This is a genomic window from Streptomyces sp. CG 926 (assembly GCF_003148825.1).
Lineage (GTDB): Bacteria > Actinomycetota > Actinomycetes > Streptomycetales > Streptomycetaceae > Streptomyces.
The window spans coordinates 121,624-145,324 of the sequence record NZ_QGGZ01000001.1 but is presented as its reverse complement, the minus strand read 5'-3'; the positions used below and the strand labels follow the sequence as shown (position 1 = coordinate 145,324).

Genomic DNA, 23,701 nt, shown 5'->3' with positions numbered 1-23,701 from the left:
GGCGCGCCGGCCCCATACCCCCGCCCCCCGACGCAAAGGGCCCGCATGGTGACGACGACCGCGCCGATCTCTCCTCCGCCGACGCCGGAGCACCGGAAGATCGGACACCGGCCTGGTCGCTGCCACCCGCCCGGCTCCCGAGCCACCGGCACGGGCCGCCGGCCCGGGATCCGCCCGGTGCGAGGCCCCATCGCGGAAACGGACGCGCGATGACCGCGGCCCGTCCGGACGACGCGCCGTCGACGCCGGCCGGTGAAGAACGCGCGCGCACCGTTCTGGGGATGCTGGGCGGTCTGCTGGAAGCCAGCCATCTGATGGCATGGGAGGACCTGGCGGGGCAGGTCGCCTCCCACGCTTCCGGCGCCGGCTTCGACGACGTGGCGATCTACCTGTGCGACATCCAGGAGGACGTGCTGACGCTGCTGGACGGCCGCCGCACCGGCGGCGGAGCGGGCGCGCCGAGCGGTGAGCGCGAACTGCCGGTGGCCACGACGATGGCCGGACGCTGCTTCCAGCTCGGCCGGGCGCTGCCGCAGACGACACAGGAGCATCCCGCGGTCTGGTGGATCCCGCTGCTGGACGGCACGGAACGGCTGGGAGTACTCAGGGCCCGGACTCCCGCCGAGGGTCCGGCCACCGCGGAGGAACTCGCCCGGCTCGCCACCCTGGTGGCCCTCCTGGTGGTCAGCAAACGCGGCTCCAGCGACGACCACGCCCGTCTCGTACGGACACGGCCCATGAACGTCGCCGCCGAGATGCAATGGCATCTCATGCCGCCCACCACCTACGCCGACGCCCGGGTGGTGGTGGGAGCCGTACTCGAGCCCGCGTACGAGATCGGCGGGGACGCCTTCGACTACGCACGCGCGGGCGACATCCTCCACCTGGGCATCTTCGACGCCATGGGGCACGACACCTCGGCCGGGGTCACCGCCAATCTGGCGGTCGCGGCCTGCCGCAACCACCGACGTCAGGGGATGGGCCTGATCGAGACCTCCGTCGCGATCGAACGGAGCCTGCTCACCGAGTTCAACCGGCGGCGGTACGTGACCGCGGTCCTGGCCGACCTCGACACCACCACCGGCACCTTCTCCTGGGTCAACCGCGGCCACCACTCCCCGGTGATCATCCGCGGTGGCCGCTGGATGGCCCGGCTCCAATGTCCGCCCGGCCACCCGATGGGAACCGACCTCGATCTGGAAACGGTCCTGTGCCAGGAACAACTCGAGCCGGGGGACCGCATCGTGCTCTACACGGACGGCATCACCGAGGCCCGTAACGCCGAGGGCCGGGAATTCGGGCTCGAAGGCTTCGTCGACTTCCTCATCCGCCAACACAGCGACGGCCTGCCCGTCCCCGAGACGCTGCGCCGCCTGATGGGGGCGATCGTGACACACCACTCCGGGCGCCTCGCGGACGACGCCACCGTGCTGGTCGCCGAATGGCTGGGCCCGGAAGGCGGACGGCTGTCGGCCCACCACCGGCTGGGCCTGCCCACCGCCACGCCACGCACGGAGCCGTGATCCGCCGCGTAGGTCCGTGAGCCCGACAAAGATCCGGAAGAGACGGCCTAGCGGCGGGGGGCGGAACGGGCGCAGTGCACGCACGTGGTCGCCGCCGGACGGATCTCCAGGCGCTCGGGCGGAATCGTCCTGCCACAGCTCTCGCACCGTCCGTACTCGCCGCGTTCGAGCCGTCGCAGTGCTCGGTCGAGCTCTTCGAGGTGCTCGCGGGCCTGCACCAGCAGGGCGGCGACGTGGGCCCGCTCGAAGGCGGTGGAGGCTCCTTCGGGGTCGTGCTCGTCGTCGACCGCGATCAAGGCGTTCGCCGCGACGATCCCGTCGAAGTCGCGGCCCAGCGCCGCCGTCCGCGCGAGGGTGTCGGCGCGATCGGCAGCCAGACGCGCGCGGGCGCTCGCGAGGACCGACGGGTCGCGCTCGTCACGGTCGTGCGGGGACGCATCAGCCATGCGTGGCACAACGCCGGCCCGCGACCCCCGATTCCCTGGTGGGCCGGGGCTCACCTGTCCGCCGCGCGGGCGTTGCGGGCGGGCGTACCGCGTGGAACGGTGCAGGGGCCACCCTCTCGAAACAGCGTGGCCTTCCGTGTCAGCCCCGCCGGGACGGGGGTAGGCGCGGCATGGAACCGGTTCGTCACGGCATGCCGACGAGCGGTGACCACCACACGCCGGAGGATCGAAGATGAGCAGCGACAAGCAGTGGAGCGAAGAGGTCGTGAGGATGCGCCGGGAAGCCGAGGCACTGGAACTGAGGGCGCAGCGGGCCGACGACGCCGCGGAACGGCAGCAGCTGATGGAGAAGGCCGTGGCCATCCGCGTGAGGTGCGAGGAGCTGGGTGGCCCGGAGAGCGCCACGATGGACCCCATGTAAGGGCGCGCGACGGGCCGGCGCGACGGGCGAGCGCGACGGGCCGAGCGCGACGTGTGCCGCGCGGGCTCAGGCGACAGCGTGTTCGACGGTGGAGAGCACCCGCACCAGCGCCGGCGACGCGGGGGCCGACGCGAAGCCGAAGCGCACGGGCGGGACGACGGGAGCCAGTGCGCCGAGGTCGGTCCCACCGAAGGAGGCTCGGGCGGTCACGATCGGCCACAGGCCGCCCGCCGCGTACCACTGGCGGCATCCGGGGCGGGAGCTGCCCCGGGTGCGTACGCCGGTCATCAGGCGGGCGGGCACGTCCGTCACGGCCGCCCACAGCGGCCGCCGAGCGAGCGGCCGGGGGACGGCCCGCAGGACCAGACCGAGGGCTCCCTGGCGCCCGACCCGAAAGCGCAGGTCCAGGGGTCCCGCCGCGACGTCCCACGCGCCGTCGCCCGTCCGCACGGTCACCGGGTCCGTCCGGACCTCGTCGAAGTGGTAGGTGCCGGCGATGTACTCCGCCGTCCGGGTCGTGGGCGCCACCAGGGTGCGCCACCCGTCGGCGCGCTCCAGCATCACGTCACTGAACGGCCCGAAGGGCGACCTCGGCCAGTGGCCCACGATCACCCGTGTACCCGACCCCGTGCCGACGGCGGCGATCCAGCCGTCGAACATCAGGCGTTCGCATCCCACGCCCCACCCGTACCCGTTCCACGGCCGCGGAACCCGCCCGGGCCGATGCTCGGGCAGGTTCCGCGGGTCGACCCGCGGGTCGACCGGGTCGACGCGTGGTGCTGCCGGTTGTCAGAAGCGTCCGGGCGTGGACGGGAAGGGCAGCGGCAGCGGCTTCGTGGGCGCCACCGAGTCGCGCCGCTCGGCGGCGGCCGGCGGGTTCTGGCAGGTCACGTCCTGGGCGGGCAGCTCGCCCGTGGCCAGGTACGCGTTCACCGAGGCGTTGGCGCAGGAGGTGGGGTCGAAGAGGTACACGCCGTGGCCCTCACCGCCCGCCGCCAGCACCATCCGCGAGCCCTTGAGGGCCTTGTGCAGGCCCTGGCCGCTCACCAGCGGGGTCTGGGAGTCGAACTCGTTCTGCACCGTCAGCACGTTCGCCTTCTTGTGCATCGGCGTGGCCGCCTCGACCGGCCGGTCCCAGAAGGCGCACGGCTTGATGTTGGACGCGAAGTCCCCGTACAGCGGGTACCTGGCCTTGTCCTTCACCGCGTCCCGCTCGTACTGCTCGGTGTAGCGGGGCCAGCTGCCGGTGTCCCCGCACGCCACGGCCCAGAACACGGCGGTGCCGTTGTCCGAGGCGGGCTCGTCCGCCGCGCCGCCGGTCAGCAGCCGCTTCAGTTCCGTCGCGGTGGTGCCCGCGGGCAGCGGCTTGCCCTCGGAGGCCGCCTTCAGGGCCACGACCATGGGGGTGGCCTGCGCCGGGTAGAAGAACACCGCCCGCGTGGAGCGGATCATGTCCCCGTCGACCTTCATGCCCTCGAACTCGAACGGCTCCTTGTCGGCGCGCGCCACCAGTTGCCAGAAGGTGTCGGACACGGCCTTCGGGGTGTCGCCCAAGTGGTACTCGGCCGATCGCTGCGCCGCCCACTGCGTCCACCGCGCGAAGGCGGGCTCGGCCTCGGTGGCCCAGACCTGGATCATGCCGCGCCAGATCCGCTGCGGGTCCACGCCGCTGTCGAGCACGAAGCGGTCCGTGCGGTCCGGGAACATCTGGGAGTACACCGCGCCGAGGTAGGTCCCGTACGAGTAGCCCAGGTAGGAGAGCTTGCGCTCGCCGAGGACCGCGCGGATCGTGTCCATGTCCCGGGCCGTGTTGCGGGTGGTGATGTACGGCAGCACCGCACCGGCCTTCTCCCGGCACTTGTCGGCGACCGTGCGCGCCCAGGTCACGTCGGAGCCGAAGCTCTCCGGACGGTAGGCGCGGTCGAAGTTCTGCTCGGCGTCGGTCAGTCCGCAGGTGATCGGACTGCTGGCACCCACGCCGCGCGGGTCGAAGCCGATGAGGTCGTAGCGCTCCCGTACCTCCTTCGGCATCGCCGCGCCCACCAGCAGCGGCAGGTCGAGGCCGGGGCCGCCCGGGCCGCCCGGGTTCAGCAGCATGGCGCCGTGCCGCTTGGCCGGGTTCTCGCTCTTGATCCGGGATATGGCGAGGTCGAGCGTGGGTCCGTCGGGACGCCGGTAGTCGAGCGGGACCTTGAGCGTCGCGCACTCGTACGAGGCCGGCTGCTCGGTGCTGCAGCGGTGCCAGGCGGGTTTCTGCCGAAGGTGGTCCGCGGCCGGGGTGGCGGAGGCCTGGGTGGCGGACAACAGGGGCACGGTGGTCGCGATGAGTCCGGCGGCGGCGAGCAGCGGTGCGAAGCGTTTCAGGCGCACTGAGCCGTTCCTTTCGGTGAAGTCGCTTACGCCTCCACCCTGTTGTACGTGGCGCCCGGCCGAATCATCCCGAAGGTCCGTGCTCTGTGCGCCTCACGAACGAGCCGACAACAGGACAGGTGGCCGACACGCCGCAGTCGGCCCCCGGTCGTGCTCCGGGGGCCGACGTGTGCGCGGTTCAGGAACGGCTCAATGACCGCCTTCCTGGCCGCCGTCGTGCCCGCCCTCATGCTCACTCCCGTGCTCGCCACCTTGGGTCGCGCCGGGGGTTTCACCGGGCGCACCGCCGGGCGTCTGGCCGGGCGTCTGACCGGGCGTACCGCCGTGCGCGTCACCGTGCGTGTCGCCGGTCTCCAGGGAGCCGCCGAGACGTCCGCGGAGGGCCGTCAGGGCCTCCTCCTTCGCCGTGGTGACGACCCATCGGTCGCCGACCAGATAGAGCCCGCCGTACATCCGGGCCTCGGTCAGCCAGGAGTGCAGCCCCGACTCGGCGGCGAAGGTGACCATGCGGTAGACGACCTCTCCGGCCTGGCAACCACCCTGGCGCAACTCCTCTGCCTCTACGTTCACTTCGGCGGTGCAGCCGATAGCCGTGGCGATCTGTTCGAGGGAGGTTCCGGGCGCCGCCGCCGCGGTCTTCGAGGCCGCGGCCGAGGTGTGCTGCGCCGCCGCCTTCGAGGAGCAGCCCCCGCAGAGCAGCGCTGCGACGCACACCGCCGCGAGGGCCGGAAGCGACGGGCGAATCCGCCGGATCCGGCGGGTGCGGCGGTCGGTGGACGGCATGGCGACCTCTCTGGCTGATCGGGGAGGGATCGTGGCGCCCGGGTGGGGAGGTACCCGGGCACCACGCGTTTCGGGGGCGGATCGGCGGGCCGCTGACAGGAGTTAGCCGACGACCTTCGCTTTCTTGCCCTTGTCGGTGATGGCGAACCAGAGACCCTTGTTGTTGTGCCCGGTGGTGTCGCCCGGTTCCTTGTCACCGGTGAAGGAGTAAACGGGCCAGCAGTCGATCGTCAATTGCTCGGTCCCGTCGGGCCGCTTCACCTTTCCAATCAATTCCGGCGCGATTCCGCTCACCTTGTTCTTGTCGACAGGCTTGGCGGGCTTCCAGGTGTCCGTGCAGGCGTCCACGCAGCCGATCTTCATCGGCCAGGCGCTGTCCTTGTCGAACCGGTAGAGCGTCTTGCCCTCCGCGTCCTCGACGAGGGTTCCGAGCTCGGGGTTCTGTACGGCGGTGAGCTCGCCGTCCTTCGCCGCCTCGGCCGGCTTCTCCTCCTTCTCCTCCTTCTCGGCCCCGGCCGCCGCGCCCTTGCCCGCCTTGGCCGGCTTCCCGCCCGGGCCCAGGACGTGCCAGGTGCCGCCGACGCCTTCGCCGAGCGCGTCGCCGGCCTTGACGTCCTTCGCGTAGCGGTACACGGGCCAGCCTGCGAGGGTGAGTTGCTTGGTGCCGTCGGACCGTTCGACGGAACCGAGGAGTGCCGCGTCGATGCCCGCGCTGACCGAGGCGTCGTTCGCGGCGACCGCGGGCCAGGCCGCCGAGCAGTCACCCTCGCAGTTGGACTTGGCCGGCTTCGGCGTGTCCTTGTCGAACCGGTAGAGCGTGATGCCCGCGCTGTCGGTGACCCCGGATCCCAGGCCCTGGATCTCGCTCACCTTCAGCTCGCCGGCCGGGCCGCTCTTGTCGGCGGAGCCCGCCGGGGCGGCTCCCGAACCGCTTCCGTACGGGTCTCCGTAACCGGATCCGGCTCCGACCTGTTTGGTGTCGCCCACCGGCTGGACCGCGGGTGCCTTTCCCCCGTAATTGTCGGAGCCTCCGCATGCGGCTGTCGTCATCATCAGTACCGCGACCGCCGACCCGGCGAATATCTCACGACGCTTTATCTTCACGATCTCTCCTTCAGGTTCGGGTTCCGCGTTCCTTGCCCCCGGTAATTGATACGGGGCCGGGAGCTGCGGAAGCGGATATCGCCGGGAATTTGTCAGATCGCGCCAACATTGAACCCGGCGCATTGGTTCAGTCCTGGATGCGCAGCGCGAGGGCCGGGCAGCGGCGCACGGCGCGCAGCGCCTTCTGACGCTGCGAGCGGGGTACGACCATGGACGCCTCCGCGGGGAAGCCGTCCAGGTCCAGGCGGACCACATCGGGCAGGACGTCCACGCACAGCCCGTGGCCCCGGCAGAGGGTCCAGTCGACCAAGAGCCGCTCCGGGCTCTCCTCGTCCTCGAGCAACGGAAGGGCGCCCAGCACCCGTCTACCGCAGCCGCTGCCGAGCGCATGGTCGCGGAACTCGTCCGGGAAGGTCCTGAGCGCCGAGGCGACGAAGTTCGAGGTGCCGTCCGGATGGCTGCACGCACCGCGCTTCAGCACCGCCTTCATCCGCAGCTCCAGCATCTCCAGGGCGGCTCTGCCGCCGCCCCGGATGGCGTCGTCCAGTACGTCGGCGATGGCGGGCAGCCCGCGTACGCAGGGACCGCACTGGCCGGCCGACTCCTTGGCCAGCCAACGGGTCACGCGGGCCACTTCGCCGGCCGGGCAGGTGTCCATGGGCAGCGGCAGCACCGCTCCCGCCCCCAGCCGCGCGCCGAGCCGGTCGAGGGACTCGCGCGATATCTCGGCCGCACGTGCGTTGGTCGGAGTGAGCCATTTGCCGTGATAGCCGCCGACCAGGACGCCCTGGCCCGGATCGGTGCCGCACAGTTCCAGGATGTAGGAGAGCGCGGCACCGCTCGGCGTCTCGACGACCGTGTTGCCCGCCACTGTCAGCATGATGGTGCCCGGCTCGCTGGGCAGGCCGGTCGCACGGAAGTCCAGCGCGCCGAGCCGGGCGGCGACGGCCAGCTGGGCGAAGGTCTCGGTGTTGGAGAACAGGGTGGGCACGCCGTTCAGACCGCGGTCACTGGTGCGCACCTTCTGGCCGGAAGGCAGCGTCGGGCCGCCGTTGAGGCCGTTCACGTGCGCCGTGCTCTCGCCGGTGACGAAGCGCTCGGGGAGCCGGGTGATCTGCACCCGGCGCCCGGCCGGCCCGCGTTCCGCGACGGCCTCCCGCAGCGACTGCTCCACGTCCCCCCGGGTGACGCCCACCACGACGTCCTCGGAGTTCAGCGCGGCGGCCGCCAGCAGGGCCCCGTCGAGCACCAGATGGGGGGTGTGCAGCAGGAGAGCGGTGTCCTTGAGACAACTCGGTTCGCCCTCACTGCCGTTGACGACGACGGCGGTCTGTCCGTCCCCGGCGCGTGCCGACCGCATCACGGAGCGCAGTTTCTTGGCGAACGGGAAGCCCGCCCCGCCGCGCCCGCGGAGGTCGATGTTCTCGGCGAGGTCGACGAGCTCCTCCGGCCGGTAGCGGGGCATCTGGCCGTGCGTCGTCAAATGGGCCACGCGGTCGAGCCGCGCGGCCTGGTCGAGCCCGGCCAGCAGCCGGGGAGCGCCCACACAGCCGAGGCTGGGGCGCGTCTCACCGCTCACAGCCACTGGTCCCGGCTGATGAGCGTCTCGGCATCCGCGGCTCCGCGAGCCCGGCTCGGAGCGTAGACGGCGGTGCGCGGAGGTTCGTTGCTCAAGGGCGGTCGGTTACTCAAGGCCGGTCGGTCCGGTTGGGACGGTTGGGCCTGGTTCGCGGTCACGGCTGCCGCCGCGGGGCGTGAGCCACGCCTCTGTCGGGGCACGCCGCCCTTGACGGGTGCCGGCGCCACGGGCTGGGGGACGGGCGGCACGAAGACGGCCGCTTCCTGCATCCGGCTCCTGACCCGGAACACGAGCACACCCACGATGCCGAGCAGGGCCAGCGCGTACGCGGACGTGACCCAGGGGGCGGCCGCGCGGCCCGACTTCAGGCCGTGCACCAGGGAAGCGCCCCAGGCCGGATAGGCGGCGAAGTGCAGGACCCGCCACCACGCCGAGCCGCTCCTGGTGTTGAACACGCTGCGCACCGCGCCGGAGATGGCCACCGCGATGAAGAGGTATCCGGCCAGACTGCCGAGCCCGACCAGGACGGGCCGGGTGGCATCCGTGAACGGCACGGCCGCGGAAGCCGCGGTCGTCCGCTGTCCCGCGACCTTGATCCAGATGTGCAGGGCGAGAAAGAGGAGTCCTGACACGGCGAGGCCGCGGTGCGCGCCCTGGGCGAGCAGCCGGTGTCCCGAACCGAGGACGACCCGGTCCGTCGCGGCCAGTCCCCATAGGACGGTGGCGGTGAGCGAGACGAGCGAGAGCACGCCCGCTCCGAAATCGAGGAAGGCCCAAAGTTGGGTGAAGGCGCCCGCGCGGGCAGCCACGGCGACGAGCACGATGGCCGCGCCGACGGCACAGAGCACGCCGCGGCTCAGCCTGCCTTCCTTGGGGAGGAGGGAGGGCCGTCGGACGGCCCTCCTTCCGGCAGCCGCAGCCGCAGCCGAGGCATGGCGGTTCTTGCGGCGGGCCCTGTGTGAGCTGGGCCTTTGAGGCTGGGGCAGGGGCATCCAGGTCTCCTGTGCGCCTGGGTATACGAGCACTCCACCTGGCGCTCGTTACCCGGGGGTCGTTGTCGTCGTACCCGGCAGCGCTGTGAAACTCCGCGCCGGCCGAGGGAACTTGGGGCCGGAGTGCAGCAGCATCGTGGAGCTGCACAGCAGCTCCACAGGATTTATCGAAACGTGATAATTTCTCGCACCGCGTCTCCGACGCTACGAACAACACCGGAAGATTCCCCTCCAGCGGGGGTTGCGACAGGCCACCGCACTGACCGTCATCTACGCGTCCCAGACGGTAAAGACACGGCAAAACAACGGGACCGTAAGTGGTCGGACCTCTCCAGGAGGGAGTACGAGGGCCGCAAAACCCGCGTCAGACACGGATGTTGGCGTGAGGGGCAACCTCGGCGGGCTTGTCGCTCTTCCCCCTGACAAGCCTCACCCCGGCACGAACGAGGAAAACGATGTGTGAACTTCTGAACCGCATCTGGTCCCGCCCACGTGGCGAGTGGACGCGCGTCCTGCGTAGGGAACTGCCCTCGCTGGCCGCCGAGATAGTGGAGGAGCTTCTGCATGGAATTCCGGAATTTTCCGCACTTATCGATGACAACGATGCCATTGATGACGAGTTGTTCCGGCAGCGGGTGGAAGAGGCTCTCCTCACCGTCCTCGGCTACCAGGAACAGCCCCGGGAACAAGCACCGGACGAGCATGATGAACAGGCCGAGAGCGAGGACGAGATCGAGAACCAGGTCAAGATCCAGAGCCGGCTCGACAGCAAGGTCGAGCACGAGGTCGAGGTCGGCATCGCGGCCAGGCACGAGTGCGAGGTCACGCACGAGGGCCGACACGAAGGTCTTCGCGAGGAGACCGGCGACCAAGGCCTCCGTGGGGGCCGCCTCCGCGAGGTCCGCAACGAAGGTCTGCGCGAGGCCCGGCACGCGGGTCTGCGCGAAGCCCGGCAGGAGAGCCGGCACGAGACCCGGCACGAAGCCGTCCGCGAAATAGATCGGGCGCGGCACGACCTCTTCAAGACCCTCACCGATGACAGGGACGCCTCCGAGATGTCCCTCAGCGAGCTCGCGGAGGCGGCCGGCTGGCCTCTCCCGCTCGCCGTCCGGGCGATCGTGCCCGCCACGCCCGGCGAGACCCAGCAACTCGCCGCCGTACTGGACCACTGCCTCGTGGGCATGTTCGCGGGCCGTCCGTGCCTGCTCGTCCCCAGCCCCGAACCGGACAACCGCGCCCCGCTGGAACACCTGCTCCGCGGCCGGTTCGCGGCCGTGGGCCACGCCGTACCGCTCCGCGACACGGCCTCCTCGCTGCGCTGGGCCCTGCGCCTGGCCGCACTGACACCGGCTCGTCCCGGTGTGGAGGCCAGGCCCGTCTTCGTGGACGACCACCTCTCGACCCTGTTGCTCCTCCAGGACGAGCCCCTGGCCCACGCGCTGGCCGCCCGATGGCTGCGACCGCTGGCCGACCTGACCCCCCGCCAGAGCGAGCGGCTGGAGGTGACGCTGCTCGCCTGGCTGGAGGGCGGCGGGGCCCCCGAGGCCGCCAAGGCGCTGAGCGTCCACCCCCAGACCGTTCGGTACCGCATGCGTCAGCTGGAGAAGCTCTTCGGGACCGGCCTGCGTGACCCCCGTACCCGGTTCGAGCTCGAGATGGCGCTGCGCAGCCGCCGGCTGATGGCCCAGGTCCGGCGTCAGCACTCCCGGGTGGGCCGCAGGGCCGCCCGCGTCATCCAGGCCGACTTCACCCCCGTCGTCGTCGGACGCATGGCTCGCGTCAACGGCCTCTGAGCCACGAACAGCCCGGCCCGGCCCCGTATCACGGGGCCGGGCCGGGCTGTTGTGTGTGGATGCGTAGGTCATGGGAGCGTCGTGTCCTGTCCGCGCCGCGGGGTCGGGCGCTGCGTCGTGCGGTACGCCGTCGGTACGGGCGCCGTGTCGTGGGGTACGCGGTGCGGCCGGCGCCGTGTCGTGCGAGACGCCGGAGGATACGTCGGGGTACAGGCCATGGGGCATGTCGGGGGACAGGCCATGGGATGCGCCATGGGACACGTCGTGGGATACGCCGTGGGTCACGCCGTGCGGCCGGCGTCGTGCCGTGGGGGGCACGCCGTCCGGCCGGTCTCGTGCAATACGTACGCCGCCGGGACTCGGCGGCGGCGTACGTATACATGCGGCGGTGTCGGCCCGAAGTCGGCTTCGGGCCAACACCTGTCCCGGGCCGGACGCCGGGGATGGGGGAGTGGGCGTCCGGCCCGGGAGCTGAGGGGGAACCCCCCCGCTGCGGGGGTCAGCGGCAGTTCTGCCCGTTGTTGATGCAGTTCACGGCCTTGTTCATCAGGCCGTTCGACATCACGTTGATGAAGTCGTCGTGGTCGGTCGCCGGCTTGTGGAGCTGCTCGGGGAAGCTGTCCACGGCGAACCGGGCGCCGGGCGCCACCCCGTAGGTGAGGCGCATCACCAGCTGCGGGATGGCCTTGAAGCCCTTCTGGCATTGGCCGTTCTTGTCCGCGAAGGCCACGTGCGTCCGGTGGTTGGCGCTGTCGATGTTCTTGCCGTCCCAGCAGCTCTGGAAGTTGAAGGTGCGTACGACGTCGCTGCCCTTGGGGCAGACCGGGTACTTGTCCTTCAGCTGGCGGTTCTCGAATCCCGTGCAGCTCCACGAAGCGTTGGCGTTGGCGTTGCCGTTGGTGAAGGCCTTGGCGTCACCGGTGATGATGCGCATGAAGCGGGGCATCGCCGTGACCTTCCCGACCGGGCTGCCCTTGAAGGTGATCGACACCTGCTTCGGCTTGAGGATGGTGCCGACGTTGCCGTCCTGGCCGCCGCCGGGGGCCTTGGCGTCCTTCTCGACCTTGCCGTCGCGCAGGCGCAGCACGGGCCAGTAGTAGGCGGACTGGTCCCCGTTGCCGCACGTGGTGCCGGACGCGGCGAGGCTGCCGTTCGTGGAGAACGCGTCGGTGGTCTTGTTGCCGACGTAGTCGTGCATGTGGTGGGCGCCGTTGGAGACGCCGGGGGCGACGATGACGTTGTCGGGGTTGAAGTGGTTGTTCTCGTTGCGGCCGCACTGGGAGGTGAAGGAACCCTTGGAGGCGTTCCCGGCCTGCTGGGGGTTGCGGACGTTCGGCTTGATCTTGGTGATGTTGACGAAGTCGTTCTTCGCCGGACCACCCTTCTTCGCGGCGGCCTGGGCGACCGCGCCCTGCTCGCCCTTGCTCGCGGCGTCCACCTTGGCGTCGGCCGCGTCCGCGGCGGGTGCGTCCTTCATCGTGCACGCGCTCAACGACTTGATGTCCGCCTGAGGCTGTCCCGCCCGGCCCATCGCGTCGCTCATGCCGTTGATGGTCTGGTCGCGCTTCTGCTTCAGTTCGCCGAGGAGGGCGTTGCCCTTGGACTGGCCTGCCGCGAGCTTCTTGTACGCGTCGGCCACCTGGTCGTCCAGTTTGGCGAGGTTCGCGTCGACCTCGGGCTTGGCCTGATCGGGGACCGCGGTGAGTTTCTCTCCCACGTCGGGGCAATCGATCGTCTGAATCGCCTGACCGTCCTGGCCGGCGGACGCGTTCCCGGCGACGACGGCGACCCCGCCACCGCCCAGGACGAGCGCGGATATCACGCCCAGGACCTTGTTCGACAGCCGTGGGCGTTTGTGGCCCTTTGCACTCATGCGATCACTTCACTTCGTCGGTTGGACATTGTCAGAGAGCGCGTCGAAGTCGACGAGTCCGGTGTCTTCGAGGACCGTGATGTGGTCCAGAACCGTGTTGTTGGCGGACGTGGCGAGGGCTCGGACCATGGAGTTCTTGGTCTGTGCCCGGATTCCGGCCAGCAGGGCGAACACCTTTCCGTGCGCTCGTCGCAGCAGCTGGACGAAGAGCCGTTCGTACTCCTCCCCACGTGCGCGGTTCATCTGGCCCAGCCAGTCCTGCTGCTGGGCGGAAGGCTGGTTGGGCAGGTCGACGCCGAGGGCCTGGCCCACCTGGATGACCTGCCGGTCCAGCTCGGTGTGGCCGTCGATCAGGTGCTGGCCGGCCGTCTTGATCGCCGGTTTGGACCCGCGCTGCTGGGCCTGGCGGCCGGCGGGCAGCTCCCAGAGCCCGGCGAGCCGGACCTTGCGGACGAAGTCCCGGTCCGCGGCGGTCAGCGGTCCGTAGGCCGTGCTCAACGTTCCGCCGCCGTCGTCGTCACCTGCCGGACCCGCCACGGCGGCCGCGGGCCGGCTGCCGAAACTGTCCACGGGGATCAGAAGCGCGATCAGTGTGAGGGCAAGGGCGGTGATGACCAGGCCGCTTCCGATCGTGTATCGCGTGGCCACCGACAAACTGCTGATGGATCTCCGCCGCAATGACGGCACTGTGCCTCCTCGCTCCAAGGGCCGGGAGGGGGTGGCGGGGCAGGAGGGTCCGCACGAACTGTGCGGTGCGCACCCGCATTCCCGGGGTGTCCCGGACGCTAGTGCCGGGCGCGGCGCCGAGGCCGTAGGACATCACCATCGGACAAACATCCCGGCGACCGCGCGGAAGGCTGATATCTTGCGGCGCGCCCGCACGTTCGGCCGCGTGGTGCCGTCGTGCCCTGTTGTGCCCCGTCGTGCCCCGGTCCGGTCCGACCCTGCCCGCGTGCCCGTCATACCGCGCGCGCCGCTCGCAGGCCTCGGCGTTGCGACCGGGCAGCCCGCTGCAACTCCCGTACCGGACAAGCCTGTTCATCGTGGTGGGCCGACGCGGGAAGGCTGCGGCCGCTCACGGCGCCCGCAGCCCTCCCCTCCTATGCATACGTCCGCCGGCGCGGCCGGCGGCTCAGGCGAGCGCCGTGGCCGCCGTGAGCATGCGTTCCCCGGCCCGCTCGTGCCGCGGCGCCGGGGGCTCCGGCGCCGGCTCCGTCGTCCGGGTGTCCGTCAGGAGCGCGATCAGGGAGGTACGGGCGCGGGCGACCCGGGAGCGGACCGTACCGATCGGGCAGCCGACGGCCGTGGCCGCCTCGGCGTAGGACAGGCCCAGCAACTGGGTCAGGACCAGGGCCTCCCGGCGCTCGGACGGGATCACGGCGAGCAGTTCCGCCAGCGCGATGCCGTCCTCGAAGCCCGGCACGTCGTACGGCTGGGTCTGCTCGGCCGCCGTCTGCCAGTCGCAGCGGTCGGAGAGTCTGGGCCGGGCGGCGGCGCGGCGCAGGCTGTCCACGACCGTGCGACGGGCTATGGACAGCAGCCAGGTGCGCGCGGAGGAACGGCCCTCGAACCGGTGCAGGCTCGCCAGCGCGCGCAGGAAGACGTCCTGGGTGAGGTCGTCGGCCGCCTGGGTGTCGGCGCTGAGGTAGGCCACGTAGCGCCAGACGTCGCGGTGGAGCGCGCGCACGAACCGGTCGGTCTTGACCGGATCGCCGTCGCGGGCGTCCAGCGCCAGCCGGGTCACCGCCGCGTCGGAATCGGGGGTACGCCGAGCCGGCCGGTCGCCGGCCGTACAGGAGGGGGTCGAGGAGGTCGACGGGGTCGACGGGGTCGTCAGGGCAGCAGTCATCGCCACAAGGTCCTTACGGGCAAAGGGAGTCCGGCGCCGCGAGCGGGCGGGGCCGGTGAAGGGTGCGGCCTGCCGAACGGCATGGCCGAGGCCCGAGGCGCGGTGTGCGGGTGCGAACGCGGTCGCGGTCGCGGCTCGGGGAACCAGCTGTCAAAGGACAGCGGTTCCCGCCGGCGGACCCCGTGAGGTGATGGCGTGGACGAGGAAGAGCCGGCGCGGCGCGCGGTTGTGGCGCCGGCGGCGGATGCGGACGGGTGGTCGGTGCGCGGGCACCACCGTACGGAGCAGCAGACGCAGTGGAGTCCACAGGCGTCCGGCGACGGCGCGCACCACACGGAAGGCGGCTCGCTCGCCGTGGGCGAGCCACAGCCCGCACAGCAAGGCGGCCAGCAGGTGCGCGGCCAGCATGCCGACCGGCGACATCGCGCCGGCCTCGTGCATCCCGCCCGGCAACGGCCCGCCGGTCGCACCGGTCAGGGTGGACGCGGCGTCCGTCGCCCCGTGCATGGCGTGGTGGGTGTGGGCGGTGGCCTCGGGCGTCCCGAGGCCGGTCGGCCGCGCGGTCCGCGCCATCGGCGCCATCGAGGACATCGAGGACATCTGCCCGGATCCGCTCGGCGCGGCCGGCCCGACGAGGGACTGGGAGAGAGCGAAACCGGTGTGGAGCACCGCCTGGACGGCGACGGCCGCCGTCGTGACGGCGAGCAGCCCGCGTTCACGTCCCGCGAGGGCCCACGCCGTGGCAGCCGTGCTCGGGAAGGCGACGGTCAAGGCCCACCAGGGCACCGCCGCACCGGACATGAGCAGGTGTCCGGTCGCCGCGAGCACCACGCAGAGGGCTGCGAACACCGCAGCCCGTAGCGCTCGTAAACAGCGGACCGGGTTCATGGAGGGCTCATCCTCGCACCGGCCTCCCGAGCCGCACATCAGGGTGCGCACTTCCGGACAAGTTCCCGCGTCCCGGCCTGTCAGGGCCGGGTCGCCCGCCTCGTGTGGTGCAGGGCACAGCGGAGGGAGGGAACCTCCCCGCCGCTCCATCCGACTGCCTACCCGCTCGGTCGAAGAGTTCAACGTCCTGGGAAGGGAGACTTCGTGACGGCGCAAGGGGCGGCCAGGGAGCCGGAGAGGGGGACGGCGAGAGGAACGGCTGCGAAGGGTACGGCTGCGGGGGCGGCGACCGCGTCGCCGACCGCGAAGGACGACGGTGCCGGGCGGCAGTTGACCGCGCTGCTCACCTGCGCCATGGCGTTCTCGATGCTCCAGCTGTTCCTCCTCGGGGCGCTGGGCCCGCGCCTGGTCACCGAACTCGGGGTGTCCCCGGCCGTGCTGGGGCTGACGACCACGATCGGTTTCGGGACCGCCGCCGTCCTGTCCCCGGCCGGCGGCCGGATCGTGGACCGGATCGGACCGCGCCGCTCCCTGGTGGTCCTGCTGCTGCTCTCGGCCGCGGCCCTCGCCCTGATCGGCGCCGCGCCCGGCCCCGGTCTGCTGCTCGGCACCGTCGCCCTGGGCGGCGTACCCCAGGCGCTGGCCAACCCGGCCACCAACAAGGCCGTGCTGCGTGCCGTTCCGCCCGCCCGGCGGGGCGCGGTGACCGGGCTCAAGCAGTCCGGGGTGCAGCTCGGCGCCTTCGCCGCCGGACTGCCGCTCGCGCTGCTCGCGGGCGGCATCGGCTGGCGGGGCGCTGTCTGGACCGGCGCCGGCGCCGCCCTCCTCGCCGGGCTGTGGGCGCTGCGCGTCCTGCCCACCGACCCCGCCCCGCCGCCCTCGGGGCCCCCTACGGCTCTCGTACCGCGGGGCATGGTGGCCTGGTTGGCCGTCTTCTCGCTGTTCCTCGGCGCCGGCATCGCCTCGGTCAACACCTACCTCGCCCTCTTCGGCGCCGAGCGCCTGGGGATGGGCCCGACGGCGGCGGCCGCCCTCGTCGCCGTACTCGGTGTGGCGGGCATAGCGGGCCGGGTCGGATGGTCGAAGGCGGCCCGGCCCGGGCGGGCCGAGTGGCTCCCGGGGTGGCTGGCGTGCGGGGCGCTGGGCGCGGCGGTGCTGCTGGCGGCCGCCCTGCTGGCCGGACCGCTGGTGTGGGTCGGCGCGATCGCCGTCGGCGTCTTCGCCGTCTCCGGCAACGCCGTCTCGATGGTGCTGGTCATGCAGCGGGCCGCCCCCGGCCGCGCCGGACAGGACTCGGCGCTGGTCGCGGCCGGGTTCTTCGGCGGATTCGCGGTGGGCCCGCCCCTCTTCGGCGTGCTCGCGCAGAGCGACCGGTACGGGCCGGGCTGGCTGCTGGTCGCGGCGGAGTTCGCGGCGGCGGCGGTCGTCGCGTTCGCGTGGGCCGTCCGGGACCGGCGGGGGGGCGCGGCATGAGCGCGGGCGGCGCCGAGCCGGGCCCGGCCCTCGCGGCCGTCATGGCACGGGTGGCGGTGACCGCCGAGTCGGTCGGCCCCCGCTTCCCGCTGTACGCCGATCCGGCCGACGGCCGGTGGACGACCACCGGCCGCGGCTCGTGGACCGGCGGGTTCTGGGCCGGGCTGCTCTGGCTACGGGCCCGGTACACCGGCGACGCCGCCGACCGGCGGGCCGCCGCCGCGTGCACGGCCCGCCTCGAACCATGGGCAGGGGCCGACACCGCCACCCGTGGCCTGATCTTCTGGTACGGGACCGCTCCGGCCGGGGACGACGCCCAGGCCACCGAGCTCCAAGGCCTCGCCGCCCGGGCCGTGCTGTCGGCCTACGACCACGAACTCGGGCTCGTGCCCTGGGGGGACGCGCTCGGCGGACCCCGCCTGCTCGCCCGCGTGGACGGCGTGCCCGGGACCGTACCCCTGCTGGCCGGGGCCGGACCGCAGGGCGCCGCAGCAGCCGCGGCCCACCTGAACCGCCACCTCGAACTGTGCCTGCGCGCGAGTCCCGGTGCGCCGGCTCCAGCCCTGAGCTTCGACGCGGTCGCGGGCTGGCAACCCCGCGCCGACCCGCCACCGGGCTGGAGCCGGGGCCGCGCCTGGCTGCTCCTGGCGGTGGCCGACGCCCTGCTCCGACCGGACCTGGCCCGGCCCGGCCCGGCCGCCGCCCGGCTCGACGCGGCGGCGGAACTCCTGGCGGCCGAACTCCTGGCGGCGGGCGGCGAGTCCCCGGCCGGCGGCCTCGTCCCGGTGGCCGAGGCGGGCCGCCCGGACGGGCCGCTCGACACCTCCGCCGCCGCGATCACCGCGGTCGCCCTGCTGAAACTCGCCCGGGTGCCCGGCCCGCGGGCGGCCGGATACGCGTACCGGGCCGAGGCGACCCTCCGCCGGCTCGCGGAGCGCCACGTCACCGGCCCGGACTCCGGGCGCCCGCCGGGGATGCTGCTGGACGGCTGCTACGACGCCGGGAAGGGGTTGGCCGTCCGGCACGAGCTCGTGTGGGGCGACTTCTTCCTGGCGCTCGGCCTCGCCGCCGTGCACGGGGTCGTCGACATCACCCGCGTCTAGACCGTCTCTTCCGGATCCTGTCGGGCCCGGCCCGCCCGGCACGGCACCTCATCCCCCCCCCGGGACTCGGTCCGGGGCGACGCCCAGGTTGTCGGGGCGCCCGAGTACGTCCGGTACACGGGCGCCCCTCCACCCGGGGCCCCGACGACCTGGGCCGTCCCTTTCCGTACGTGCCGGGGCCGACATCCACGGCTGCGCCCGGGGCCGGCGCCGCTGCGCCGGGCACCCCCTACACCCCCGGCGCGACGCCGTCCCGCCCGTACCCGCGCAGGACCCGGCGGGCCACCGAGGTGATGTGCAGCTCGTCCGGGCCGTCGAGGATGCGGGCGGCCCGGCCCGTGCGGAGGAGTCCGGGCAGCGGGGTGTCCGGGCCGAGCCCGGCGGCGCCGTGGACCTGGATGGCGGAGTCCGCGACCTGTTGGAGCATGCGCGCGGCGGCGACCTTGGCGAGCCCCACCTCCGTCCGCGCGTCCCGCCCGGCGTCGAGCAGCGCCACCGCCTCGTGCACCAGCGGGCGGGTGGTGCGCAGGGCCAGCAGGGCGTCGAAGACGTGACTCTGGACCAGCTGTTGGTCGGCGAGGGGCCCACGGGATCCGCTGCGGGTGGCGGCCCGCTCGCACATGAGGTCGAAGGCCCGCCGGGCCTGCCCGAGCCAGCGCAGGCAGCGCAGCGTACGGCCGAGCTGCAGCCGCTCACCGGCGATGGTGAGCGCGTCCCCGGGCTCACCGAGGAGATGGTCCGCCGGCACCCGTACCCGGTCCAGTTCGATCTCGTACTGGCCGCCCGCGCCGAGGACGGGGAGCTCGCGCACGACGCGGAATCCGGCCGACGCGGTGGGCACGAGCAGCAGCGACAGCCCCTCGCGGTCACCGGCGCTCCCACCGGTGCGGGCCATGACCGTCACCAGGTCGGCGCCCGCGGCGCCCGAGGTGAACCATTTGCGGCCGGTGACGAGCCAACTGCCGTCCGGCCCGCGCTCGGCCCGGGTAACGGTCCGCAGGGGATCGGTACCGGGGACGTCCGGCTCGGTCATGGCGTAGCAGGTCCGTATCTCCCCGGCGACCAGCCGCTTCAGGTACGCCTCGCGGACGGCGGTGCCCGCGTGCCGCGCCAGCATCGTCACGTCGAGCAGTGGGGCGGATCCCAGCGCGGCCGGACCGTGATCACTGGCCCCCTCCGCCTCGGCCAGTTCGGCGTACGCGCGGAACCCGAGCCCGCCGCCGCCCAGTTCCTCCGGGAGCGGCAGTGCCCACAAGCCCTCCTCCTGCGCCTGGCCGCGCAGTTCGGCCAGGGCCTCGGCCGCCGCGGGCCCACCCCCGTCCAGCACCGCCTCGCGGGGGATCACCCGGGAGCGGACGAACCGGTCGATCCTTCCTCTCAAGTCGGATGAACCCATGGCCTGTTGTGCGTCCAAGGGGTGGCCCGCGCCTGGATCCGTCACTTCTTTCCTCCTCGTTCGGGAACTCGCGGGAACCTCCGACCGACTCCCTGTCCGTGGAACTGGTCGGGCGCGGACGCTCCCGGGTTCCCCACATTCGGTAAGACCCGGGCGCAGGCCACCGCCGCGCCAGGAGAGGAGAGGCATGGCGTCACCAGCAACCACGCAGACGGTCCGGCCGCTCGACACACTGCGCTTCGACACCTCGGGGCCCCCGCAGATCACGAGCGTCATCGCCGACCACCTGAGGCTGCTCGGCGCACGGACGGACCGCCCCGCACAGGAGGGCGCGACCGCCGGCACCGTCGCCATCACCGACGGCACCCTACCCACCGGCGGCACCACGCTCACGGGCGGCGGTTTCGATCCGGCGCACGCGACCGCCACCTGGGCGGATCCCGCGAGCGGGCTCGTCGACGAGGCCACGGTGCAGGCCGCCACCGGCATCATGGCCGTGCACGGCCGGCGCGACGGCGGCCCGCGCGGCCTCGCCGTCGACTACGCGGCCACCGCCACCGGGATCCTGGCCGTACAGGGGCTGCTCGCGGCCCTCGTGGGCCAGGCCCGTGGCGGGGTGGCCCGCGCGGTCACCACGGGTGCGGACCGGGCGGGCCTGCTCGCGGTCTCCCAGTACCTCGCCGCCGCCGGGGCGGACGAGGGGGAGGCCGCCGAACTGGCCCCCGGAGGGCCGCCGTTCACCTCGGCCGACGGTGTCCTCTTCGAGCTGGAGACACTCGACCCGGGCGCCTGGGCGGCCTTCTGGAAGGCCCTGGACGCGCCCGCGGACGCCTTGCGGGCCGGCTGGCGGCCCTTCCAGTTCCGCTACGCCACCGCCTGCGCCCCCTTCCCGGCCGCCCTCCACCTCACCGCCCGGTCCCACTCCTGGGAGCGGATCCGGCGGGCCGCGGCCGCCTACGGCACCGAGGTGTGCGCCCTGCGCCCGCTCGCGGAACGGGCAGCCGAACGGGCGGCCGAACGCGGCGGCGCCGCCCCCTGGTCCCTGGCCCCGTCGGCCACCGGCCGCCTCACCGCCCGGTCGCACCGGCTGCCCGGCGCGGCACATTCCGGCGGGCCGTTGGCCGGGCTGACCGTACTGGAGGCGGGCCGCCGCATCCAGGCGCCGCTCGCCGCGCACCTGCTCGGGAGCCTCGGCGCCGACGTGATCCGGATCGAACCCCCGGGCGGCGACCCGCTGCGCGGCATGCCCCCGGCCTGCTCCGGTATCTCGGCGCGCTGGCTCGCCCTCAACCGGGGCAAGCGGGCCGTCGAGATCGACATCAAACGGGAGGGCGACCGCCGGCGGCTGCGGGAGTTGGCGGCCGGGGCCGACGTCTTCCTGCACAACTGGGCACCGGGCAAGGCCGCCGAGCTCGGCCTCGACTCCGCGGACCTCGCACGGGTCAATCCCGCGCTCGTCTACGCGTACACCAGCGGCTGGGCCGATCGGATCGAGGACGCCCCCATGGGCACGGACTTCATGGTCCAGGCCCGTACCGGCGTCGGCGAGGCCGTCCGTCCCGAGGGCGAGGCCCCGGCGCCCTCGCTGATGACCCTGCTCGACGTACTGGGCGGACTGCTCGGTGCCGAGGCCGTCCTCGCCGGGTTGTTGCTGCGCGAACGCACCGGTCACGGAGTACGGGTGGACTCCTCCCTGCTCGGCGCGGCCGACACGCTGTCCGCCCCCGCGCTGCGCCGGGCGGCCCGCGGTGAGAATCCCCGGCGGCCGGCCGGATTCCGCCTCCCGCGGGCCACGGCGGACGGCTGGCTCGCGCCGGCCGACGCCGACGCCCACGCCGTGGCCGCCCACGACCTGGGCGGTCTGTCCACGGCCGAGGCCCTGACCCGGCTGCGCGAGCACGGGCTGGCCGCGACCGCGGTCACCACCGAGCTGTCCGACCTGCACCACGACCCGCGCTTCACCGGCTCGATCAGCCGCGACGCGCACGGCGCCCCCGCAGTCCCCGACCCCTGGAGCTTCGTATGACCGCCGACAGGCTCGTACTGCACGACCTGCTGCCCGCCGAACTCCGCCGGTCCTGGGTGGTGGACGGGACCTGCCCCGACCTCGACCTCTACAGCCTCTTCCGGGCCCGCCAGATCGCCGACCTGCACCGCACGGCCGTCCTCGATGCCAAGGGCAAGCTCTGCTACACCGCGCTGGACCGCAAGGTCCGATGTCTGGCCACCGGCCTGCGGGAACTGGGGATCGGCCCGGGCGACGTGGTCGGTGTGCAACTCCCCAACGACCGCTTCGCCGTCATCGCCGATCTCGCGCTCGCCGCGCTCGGCGCGATCGCGCTCCCCTTCCCGGTGGGCCGGGGGGTCCTCGAAGCCGAGTGCCTGCTGCGCCGCGCCGAGGCCGTCGCCGTCATCGCGGCCACCGAGTACCGGGAACTGCGGCACGCGGCGGACCTCAGCACGCTCTCCGGGTCCCTCCCGGCCCTGCGCCATGTCATCGCCGCGGGGCCGGTCGCACCCGAAAGAACGATTCACCTGGCCGGGCTGCTGCGCTCCGACCCCAGCGGATTCGTCCCCGCCCGACCCGACCCCGACAGCGCCGCACGCATCCTGGTGTCCTCCGGTTCCGAGGCCGAGCCGAAGATGATCGCGTACTCGCACAACGCGCTGGCCGGCGGACGCGGGAACTTCCTCGCCTCCCTCATCCCGGACCGCACCCCGCCGAGCTGCCTGTTCCTCGTACCGCTGGCCTCCGCCTTCGGGTCCAACGGCACCGCGGTCACCCTCGCCCGGCACGGCGGCACCCTCGTCCTGCTCGACCGCTTCACCCCCGAGGCGGCGATCGAGGCGGTACGTGAACACCGGCCGACCCACATCCTCGGCGTGCCCACGATGGTCCGCATGATGCTCGAACGCCTCGACGGGACGGACGAGGAGCTGCCCACCCCCACCGCACTGGTCCTGGGCGGGGCCCCGCTCGACGAGACCACCGCGGCCGCCGCCGCGAAGGCCTTCGGCTGCCCCGTGGTGAACCTCTACGGCTCCGCCGACGGCGTCAACTGCCACACCGGGCTCGGCAACACGGTGCCGCCGACCGACGGATCCGGGGTCGTCGCCGGCCACCCCGACCCCCGGGTCGCCGAGATCCGCATCGCCGACCCGGACACGCACGAACCGCTGCCCGACGGCGCCGTCGGGGAGATCATCTCGCGCGGCCCGATGACCCCGCTGTGCTACGTGGGCGCGCCCGAGCTGGACGCCCGCTACCGCACGCCCGACGGCTGGGTCCGCACCGGTGACCTCGGGTACCTCGACTCCGACAGCGTCCTGCACATCGTCGGCCGCCTCAAGGACATCGTCATCCGCGGCGGTGCCAACATCAGCCCGGCGGAGGTGGAACGCGAACTGACCGCGCACCCCCAGGTCCGCGACGTGGCCTGCGTCGGCGTCCCGGACCCGTTGATGGGGGAGCGGCTGGCGGCCTGCGTGGTGTCGCGCGGCGGGCAGCCGCTCACCCTCGCCTCGCTCGGCGAACACCTCACCCGGCGCGGGCTGGAACGGAACAAGCACCCCGAGCGGCTGCTCCTGCTCGCCGAACTGCCGCTGACGGCGGCCGGCAAACCGGACCGCGCGGCCCTGCGCGAGCGCCTCGCGGCGACCGGCGAGGCGGCGCCGCCGCTCGCACAGGCGGGCTGAGGGAAGAGGGCCCGGCGGCAGGCTCCTGCCGCCGGGCCCCACGGACGGACGAAGCCCGCCTCACGGCCCGGGCCGCAGGTACCGGTCCCAGATCAGGGCCTTGCGGTACGGGCCTTCCCCGTTCCCGTCGTACTGCGACTCGTCGAAGGTGACCCAGTACGCCAGCTCGCCCGCCCGGGCATGAGGGTGCTCGACGGGCTCCGGCGCGCCCATGTCGTCGATCGTGCCCAGGAACTCGTTCCGCCAGGGTCCGTCCCAGTCCGGATCACGGACCACGACGACCCGACTGCCCGCGGGCAGTGCATCGGACGGCCGGTCCTGCGGCAACGGCCGCCCCATCAGCTGCTCGACGGCCGCCCGGTCACCCACGCACGCCGCGCCGGAGGAAGAGGAAGAGGAAGAGGAAGAGGAA

Annotated in this window: 20 protein-coding genes; 7 read left to right on the top strand and 13 right to left on the bottom strand. The window is 73.0% G+C overall.

The window, feature by feature from the left end; all coding sequences use genetic code 11:
* The first annotated feature begins 281 nt into the window (after positions 1–281).
* On the top strand, positions 282–1,523 hold the full coding sequence (locus BCL76_RS00545; protein ID WP_109778258.1) for a PP2C family protein-serine/threonine phosphatase: 1,242 nt from the start codon (positions 282–284) through the stop codon (positions 1,521–1,523).
* A gap of 47 nt (positions 1,524–1,570) precedes the next feature.
* On the opposite strand, the gene BCL76_RS00540 is transcribed toward BCL76_RS00545, so the two are convergent.
* Positions 1,571–1,969 (bottom strand): TraR/DksA family transcriptional regulator, encoded by a 399-nt coding sequence (locus tag BCL76_RS00540; protein WP_109777270.1) that lies wholly within the window; start codon positions 1,967–1,969, stop codon positions 1,571–1,573.
* A gap of 232 nt (positions 1,970–2,201) precedes the next feature.
* Between BCL76_RS00540 and BCL76_RS00535 the strand changes: the two genes are divergently transcribed.
* A complete protein-coding gene (locus BCL76_RS00535) occupies positions 2,202–2,390 on the top strand; it encodes a DUF6381 family protein (protein ID WP_109777269.1) in 189 nt (62 codons plus the stop codon).
* Positions 2,391–2,456: 66 nt separating this feature from the next.
* Here the strand turns inward: BCL76_RS00535 and BCL76_RS00530 are convergent, their stop codons facing one another.
* The 6 genes from BCL76_RS00530 to BCL76_RS00505 all read right to left on the bottom strand — a co-directional run bounded on the left by BCL76_RS00530 (position 2,457) and on the right by BCL76_RS00505 (position 9,074).
* Positions 2,457–3,050 (bottom strand): hypothetical protein, encoded by a 594-nt coding sequence (locus tag BCL76_RS00530; RefSeq protein WP_375137881.1) that lies wholly within the window; start codon positions 3,048–3,050, stop codon positions 2,457–2,459.
* 129 nt (positions 3,051–3,179) lie between these two features.
* Complete coding sequence (locus tag BCL76_RS00525; RefSeq protein WP_109777267.1) at positions 3,180–4,760, bottom strand: alpha/beta hydrolase; 1,581 nt, start codon at positions 4,758–4,760, stop codon at positions 3,180–3,182.
* Between the two features lie 189 nt (positions 4,761–4,949).
* A complete protein-coding gene (locus BCL76_RS00520) occupies positions 4,950–5,543 on the bottom strand; it encodes a hypothetical protein (RefSeq protein WP_109777266.1) in 594 nt (197 codons plus the stop codon).
* Between the two features lie 102 nt (positions 5,544–5,645).
* Positions 5,646–6,647, bottom strand: a complete 1,002-nt coding sequence (locus BCL76_RS00515) for an SCO0930 family lipoprotein (RefSeq protein ID WP_258309155.1) — start codon at positions 6,645–6,647, stop codon at positions 5,646–5,648.
* A gap of 127 nt (positions 6,648–6,774) precedes the next feature.
* A complete protein-coding gene (locus tag BCL76_RS00510; RefSeq protein WP_234313990.1) occupies positions 6,775–8,226 on the bottom strand; it encodes an NADH-quinone oxidoreductase subunit NuoF family protein in 1,452 nt (483 codons plus the stop codon).
* The gene (locus BCL76_RS00505; RefSeq protein ID WP_063755731.1) at positions 8,223–9,074 is read right to left on the bottom strand and encodes a hypothetical protein; all 852 of its coding nucleotides are present in this window, start codon (positions 9,072–9,074) and stop codon (positions 8,223–8,225) included. Before BCL76_RS00505 ends, BCL76_RS00510 begins: the two co-directional genes overlap by 4 nt.
* A 599-nt stretch (positions 9,075–9,673) precedes the next feature.
* On the opposite strand from BCL76_RS00505, the gene BCL76_RS39510 reads away from it, so the two are divergent.
* Complete coding sequence (locus BCL76_RS39510) at positions 9,674–11,011, top strand: PucR family transcriptional regulator (RefSeq protein ID WP_258309154.1); 1,338 nt, start codon at positions 9,674–9,676, stop codon at positions 11,009–11,011.
* 499 nt (positions 11,012–11,510) lie between these two features.
* Here BCL76_RS39510 and BCL76_RS00490 read toward each other — a convergent pair whose 3' ends face one another.
* The 4 genes from BCL76_RS00490 to BCL76_RS00475 form a co-directional block, all read right to left on the bottom strand.
* Positions 11,511–12,884, bottom strand: a complete 1,374-nt coding sequence (locus tag BCL76_RS00490; RefSeq protein WP_109777265.1) for a DUF1996 domain-containing protein — start codon at positions 12,882–12,884, stop codon at positions 11,511–11,513.
* Positions 12,885–12,893: 9 nt separating this feature from the next.
* Entirely contained in the window at positions 12,894–13,532 is a 639-nt protein-coding gene (locus BCL76_RS00485) for a DUF4142 domain-containing protein (protein ID WP_234313988.1), read from the bottom strand.
* Between the two features lie 484 nt (positions 13,533–14,016).
* Entirely contained in the window at positions 14,017–14,733 is a 717-nt protein-coding gene (locus BCL76_RS00480; protein ID WP_109777264.1) for a sigma-70 family RNA polymerase sigma factor, read from the bottom strand.
* A gap of 150 nt (positions 14,734–14,883) precedes the next feature.
* Complete coding sequence (locus BCL76_RS00475) at positions 14,884–15,621, bottom strand: hypothetical protein (protein ID WP_109777263.1); 738 nt, start codon at positions 15,619–15,621, stop codon at positions 14,884–14,886.
* A gap of 330 nt (positions 15,622–15,951) precedes the next feature.
* Between BCL76_RS00475 and BCL76_RS00470 the strand changes: the two genes are divergently transcribed.
* Positions 15,952–17,094, top strand: coding sequence for an MFS transporter (locus BCL76_RS00470; protein WP_258309151.1), 1,143 nt, complete (start codon positions 15,952–15,954; stop codon positions 17,092–17,094).
* Positions 17,091–18,197, top strand: a complete 1,107-nt coding sequence (locus tag BCL76_RS00465; protein ID WP_109778255.1) for a sugar ABC transporter permease — start codon at positions 17,091–17,093, stop codon at positions 18,195–18,197. The genes BCL76_RS00470 and BCL76_RS00465 overlap by 4 nt, the downstream gene beginning before the upstream one ends.
* 229 nt (positions 18,198–18,426) lie before the next feature.
* Here BCL76_RS00465 and BCL76_RS00460 read toward each other — a convergent pair whose 3' ends face one another.
* A complete protein-coding gene (locus tag BCL76_RS00460) occupies positions 18,427–19,593 on the bottom strand; it encodes an acyl-CoA dehydrogenase family protein (protein WP_109778253.1) in 1,167 nt (388 codons plus the stop codon).
* 187 nt (positions 19,594–19,780) lie between these two features.
* Here BCL76_RS00460 and BCL76_RS00455 point away from each other — a divergent pair, with 187 nt between their 5' ends.
* Positions 19,781–21,619 (top strand): CoA transferase, encoded by a 1,839-nt coding sequence (locus tag BCL76_RS00455; protein WP_109777262.1) that lies wholly within the window; start codon positions 19,781–19,783, stop codon positions 21,617–21,619.
* Positions 21,616–23,289, top strand: coding sequence for a class I adenylate-forming enzyme family protein (locus BCL76_RS00450; RefSeq protein ID WP_109777261.1), 1,674 nt, complete (start codon positions 21,616–21,618; stop codon positions 23,287–23,289). The genes BCL76_RS00455 and BCL76_RS00450 overlap by 4 nt, the downstream gene beginning before the upstream one ends.
* Positions 23,290–23,349: 60 nt before the next feature.
* Here the strand turns inward: BCL76_RS00450 and BCL76_RS00445 are convergent, their stop codons facing one another.
* Positions 23,350–23,658: a ferrous iron transport protein A gene (locus BCL76_RS00445; protein ID WP_258309150.1), complete on the bottom strand. Its 309-nt coding sequence runs from the start codon at positions 23,656–23,658 to the stop codon at positions 23,350–23,352.
* Positions 23,659–23,701 lie beyond the last annotated feature (43 nt).

Bases quoted from the DNA above. Each gene is read 5' to 3' on its own strand.
- BCL76_RS00535 (WP_109777269.1), top strand. From the start codon at position 2,202: ATGAGCAGCGACAAGCAGTGGAGCGAAGAGGTCGTGAGGATGCGCCGG.
- BCL76_RS00490 (WP_109777265.1), bottom strand. From the start codon at position 12,884: ATGAGTGCAAAGGGCCACAAACGCCCACGGCTGTCGAACAAGGTCCTG.
- BCL76_RS00465 (WP_109778255.1), top strand. From the start codon at position 17,091: ATGAGCGCGGGCGGCGCCGAGCCGGGCCCGGCCCTCGCGGCCGTCATG.
- BCL76_RS00455 (WP_109777262.1), top strand. From the start codon at position 19,781: ATGGCGTCACCAGCAACCACGCAGACGGTCCGGCCGCTCGACACACTG.
- BCL76_RS00480 (WP_109777264.1), bottom strand. From the start codon at position 14,733: ATGACTGCTGCCCTGACGACCCCGTCGACCCCGTCGACCTCCTCGACC.
- BCL76_RS00475 (WP_109777263.1), bottom strand. From the start codon at position 15,621: ATGAACCCGGTCCGCTGTTTACGAGCGCTACGGGCTGCGGTGTTCGCA.
- BCL76_RS00530 (WP_375137881.1), bottom strand. From the start codon at position 3,050: ATGTTCGACGGCTGGATCGCCGCCGTCGGCACGGGGTCGGGTACACGG.
- BCL76_RS00520 (WP_109777266.1), bottom strand. From the start codon at position 5,543: ATGCCGTCCACCGACCGCCGCACCCGCCGGATCCGGCGGATTCGCCCG.
- BCL76_RS00540 (WP_109777270.1), bottom strand. From the start codon at position 1,969: ATGGCTGATGCGTCCCCGCACGACCGTGACGAGCGCGACCCGTCGGTC.
- BCL76_RS00545 (WP_109778258.1), top strand. From the start codon at position 282: ATGCTGGGCGGTCTGCTGGAAGCCAGCCATCTGATGGCATGGGAGGAC.
- BCL76_RS39510 (WP_258309154.1), top strand. From the start codon at position 9,674: ATGTGTGAACTTCTGAACCGCATCTGGTCCCGCCCACGTGGCGAGTGG.
- BCL76_RS00450 (WP_109777261.1), top strand. From the start codon at position 21,616: ATGACCGCCGACAGGCTCGTACTGCACGACCTGCTGCCCGCCGAACTC.
- BCL76_RS00460 (WP_109778253.1), bottom strand. From the start codon at position 19,593: ATGGGTTCATCCGACTTGAGAGGAAGGATCGACCGGTTCGTCCGCTCC.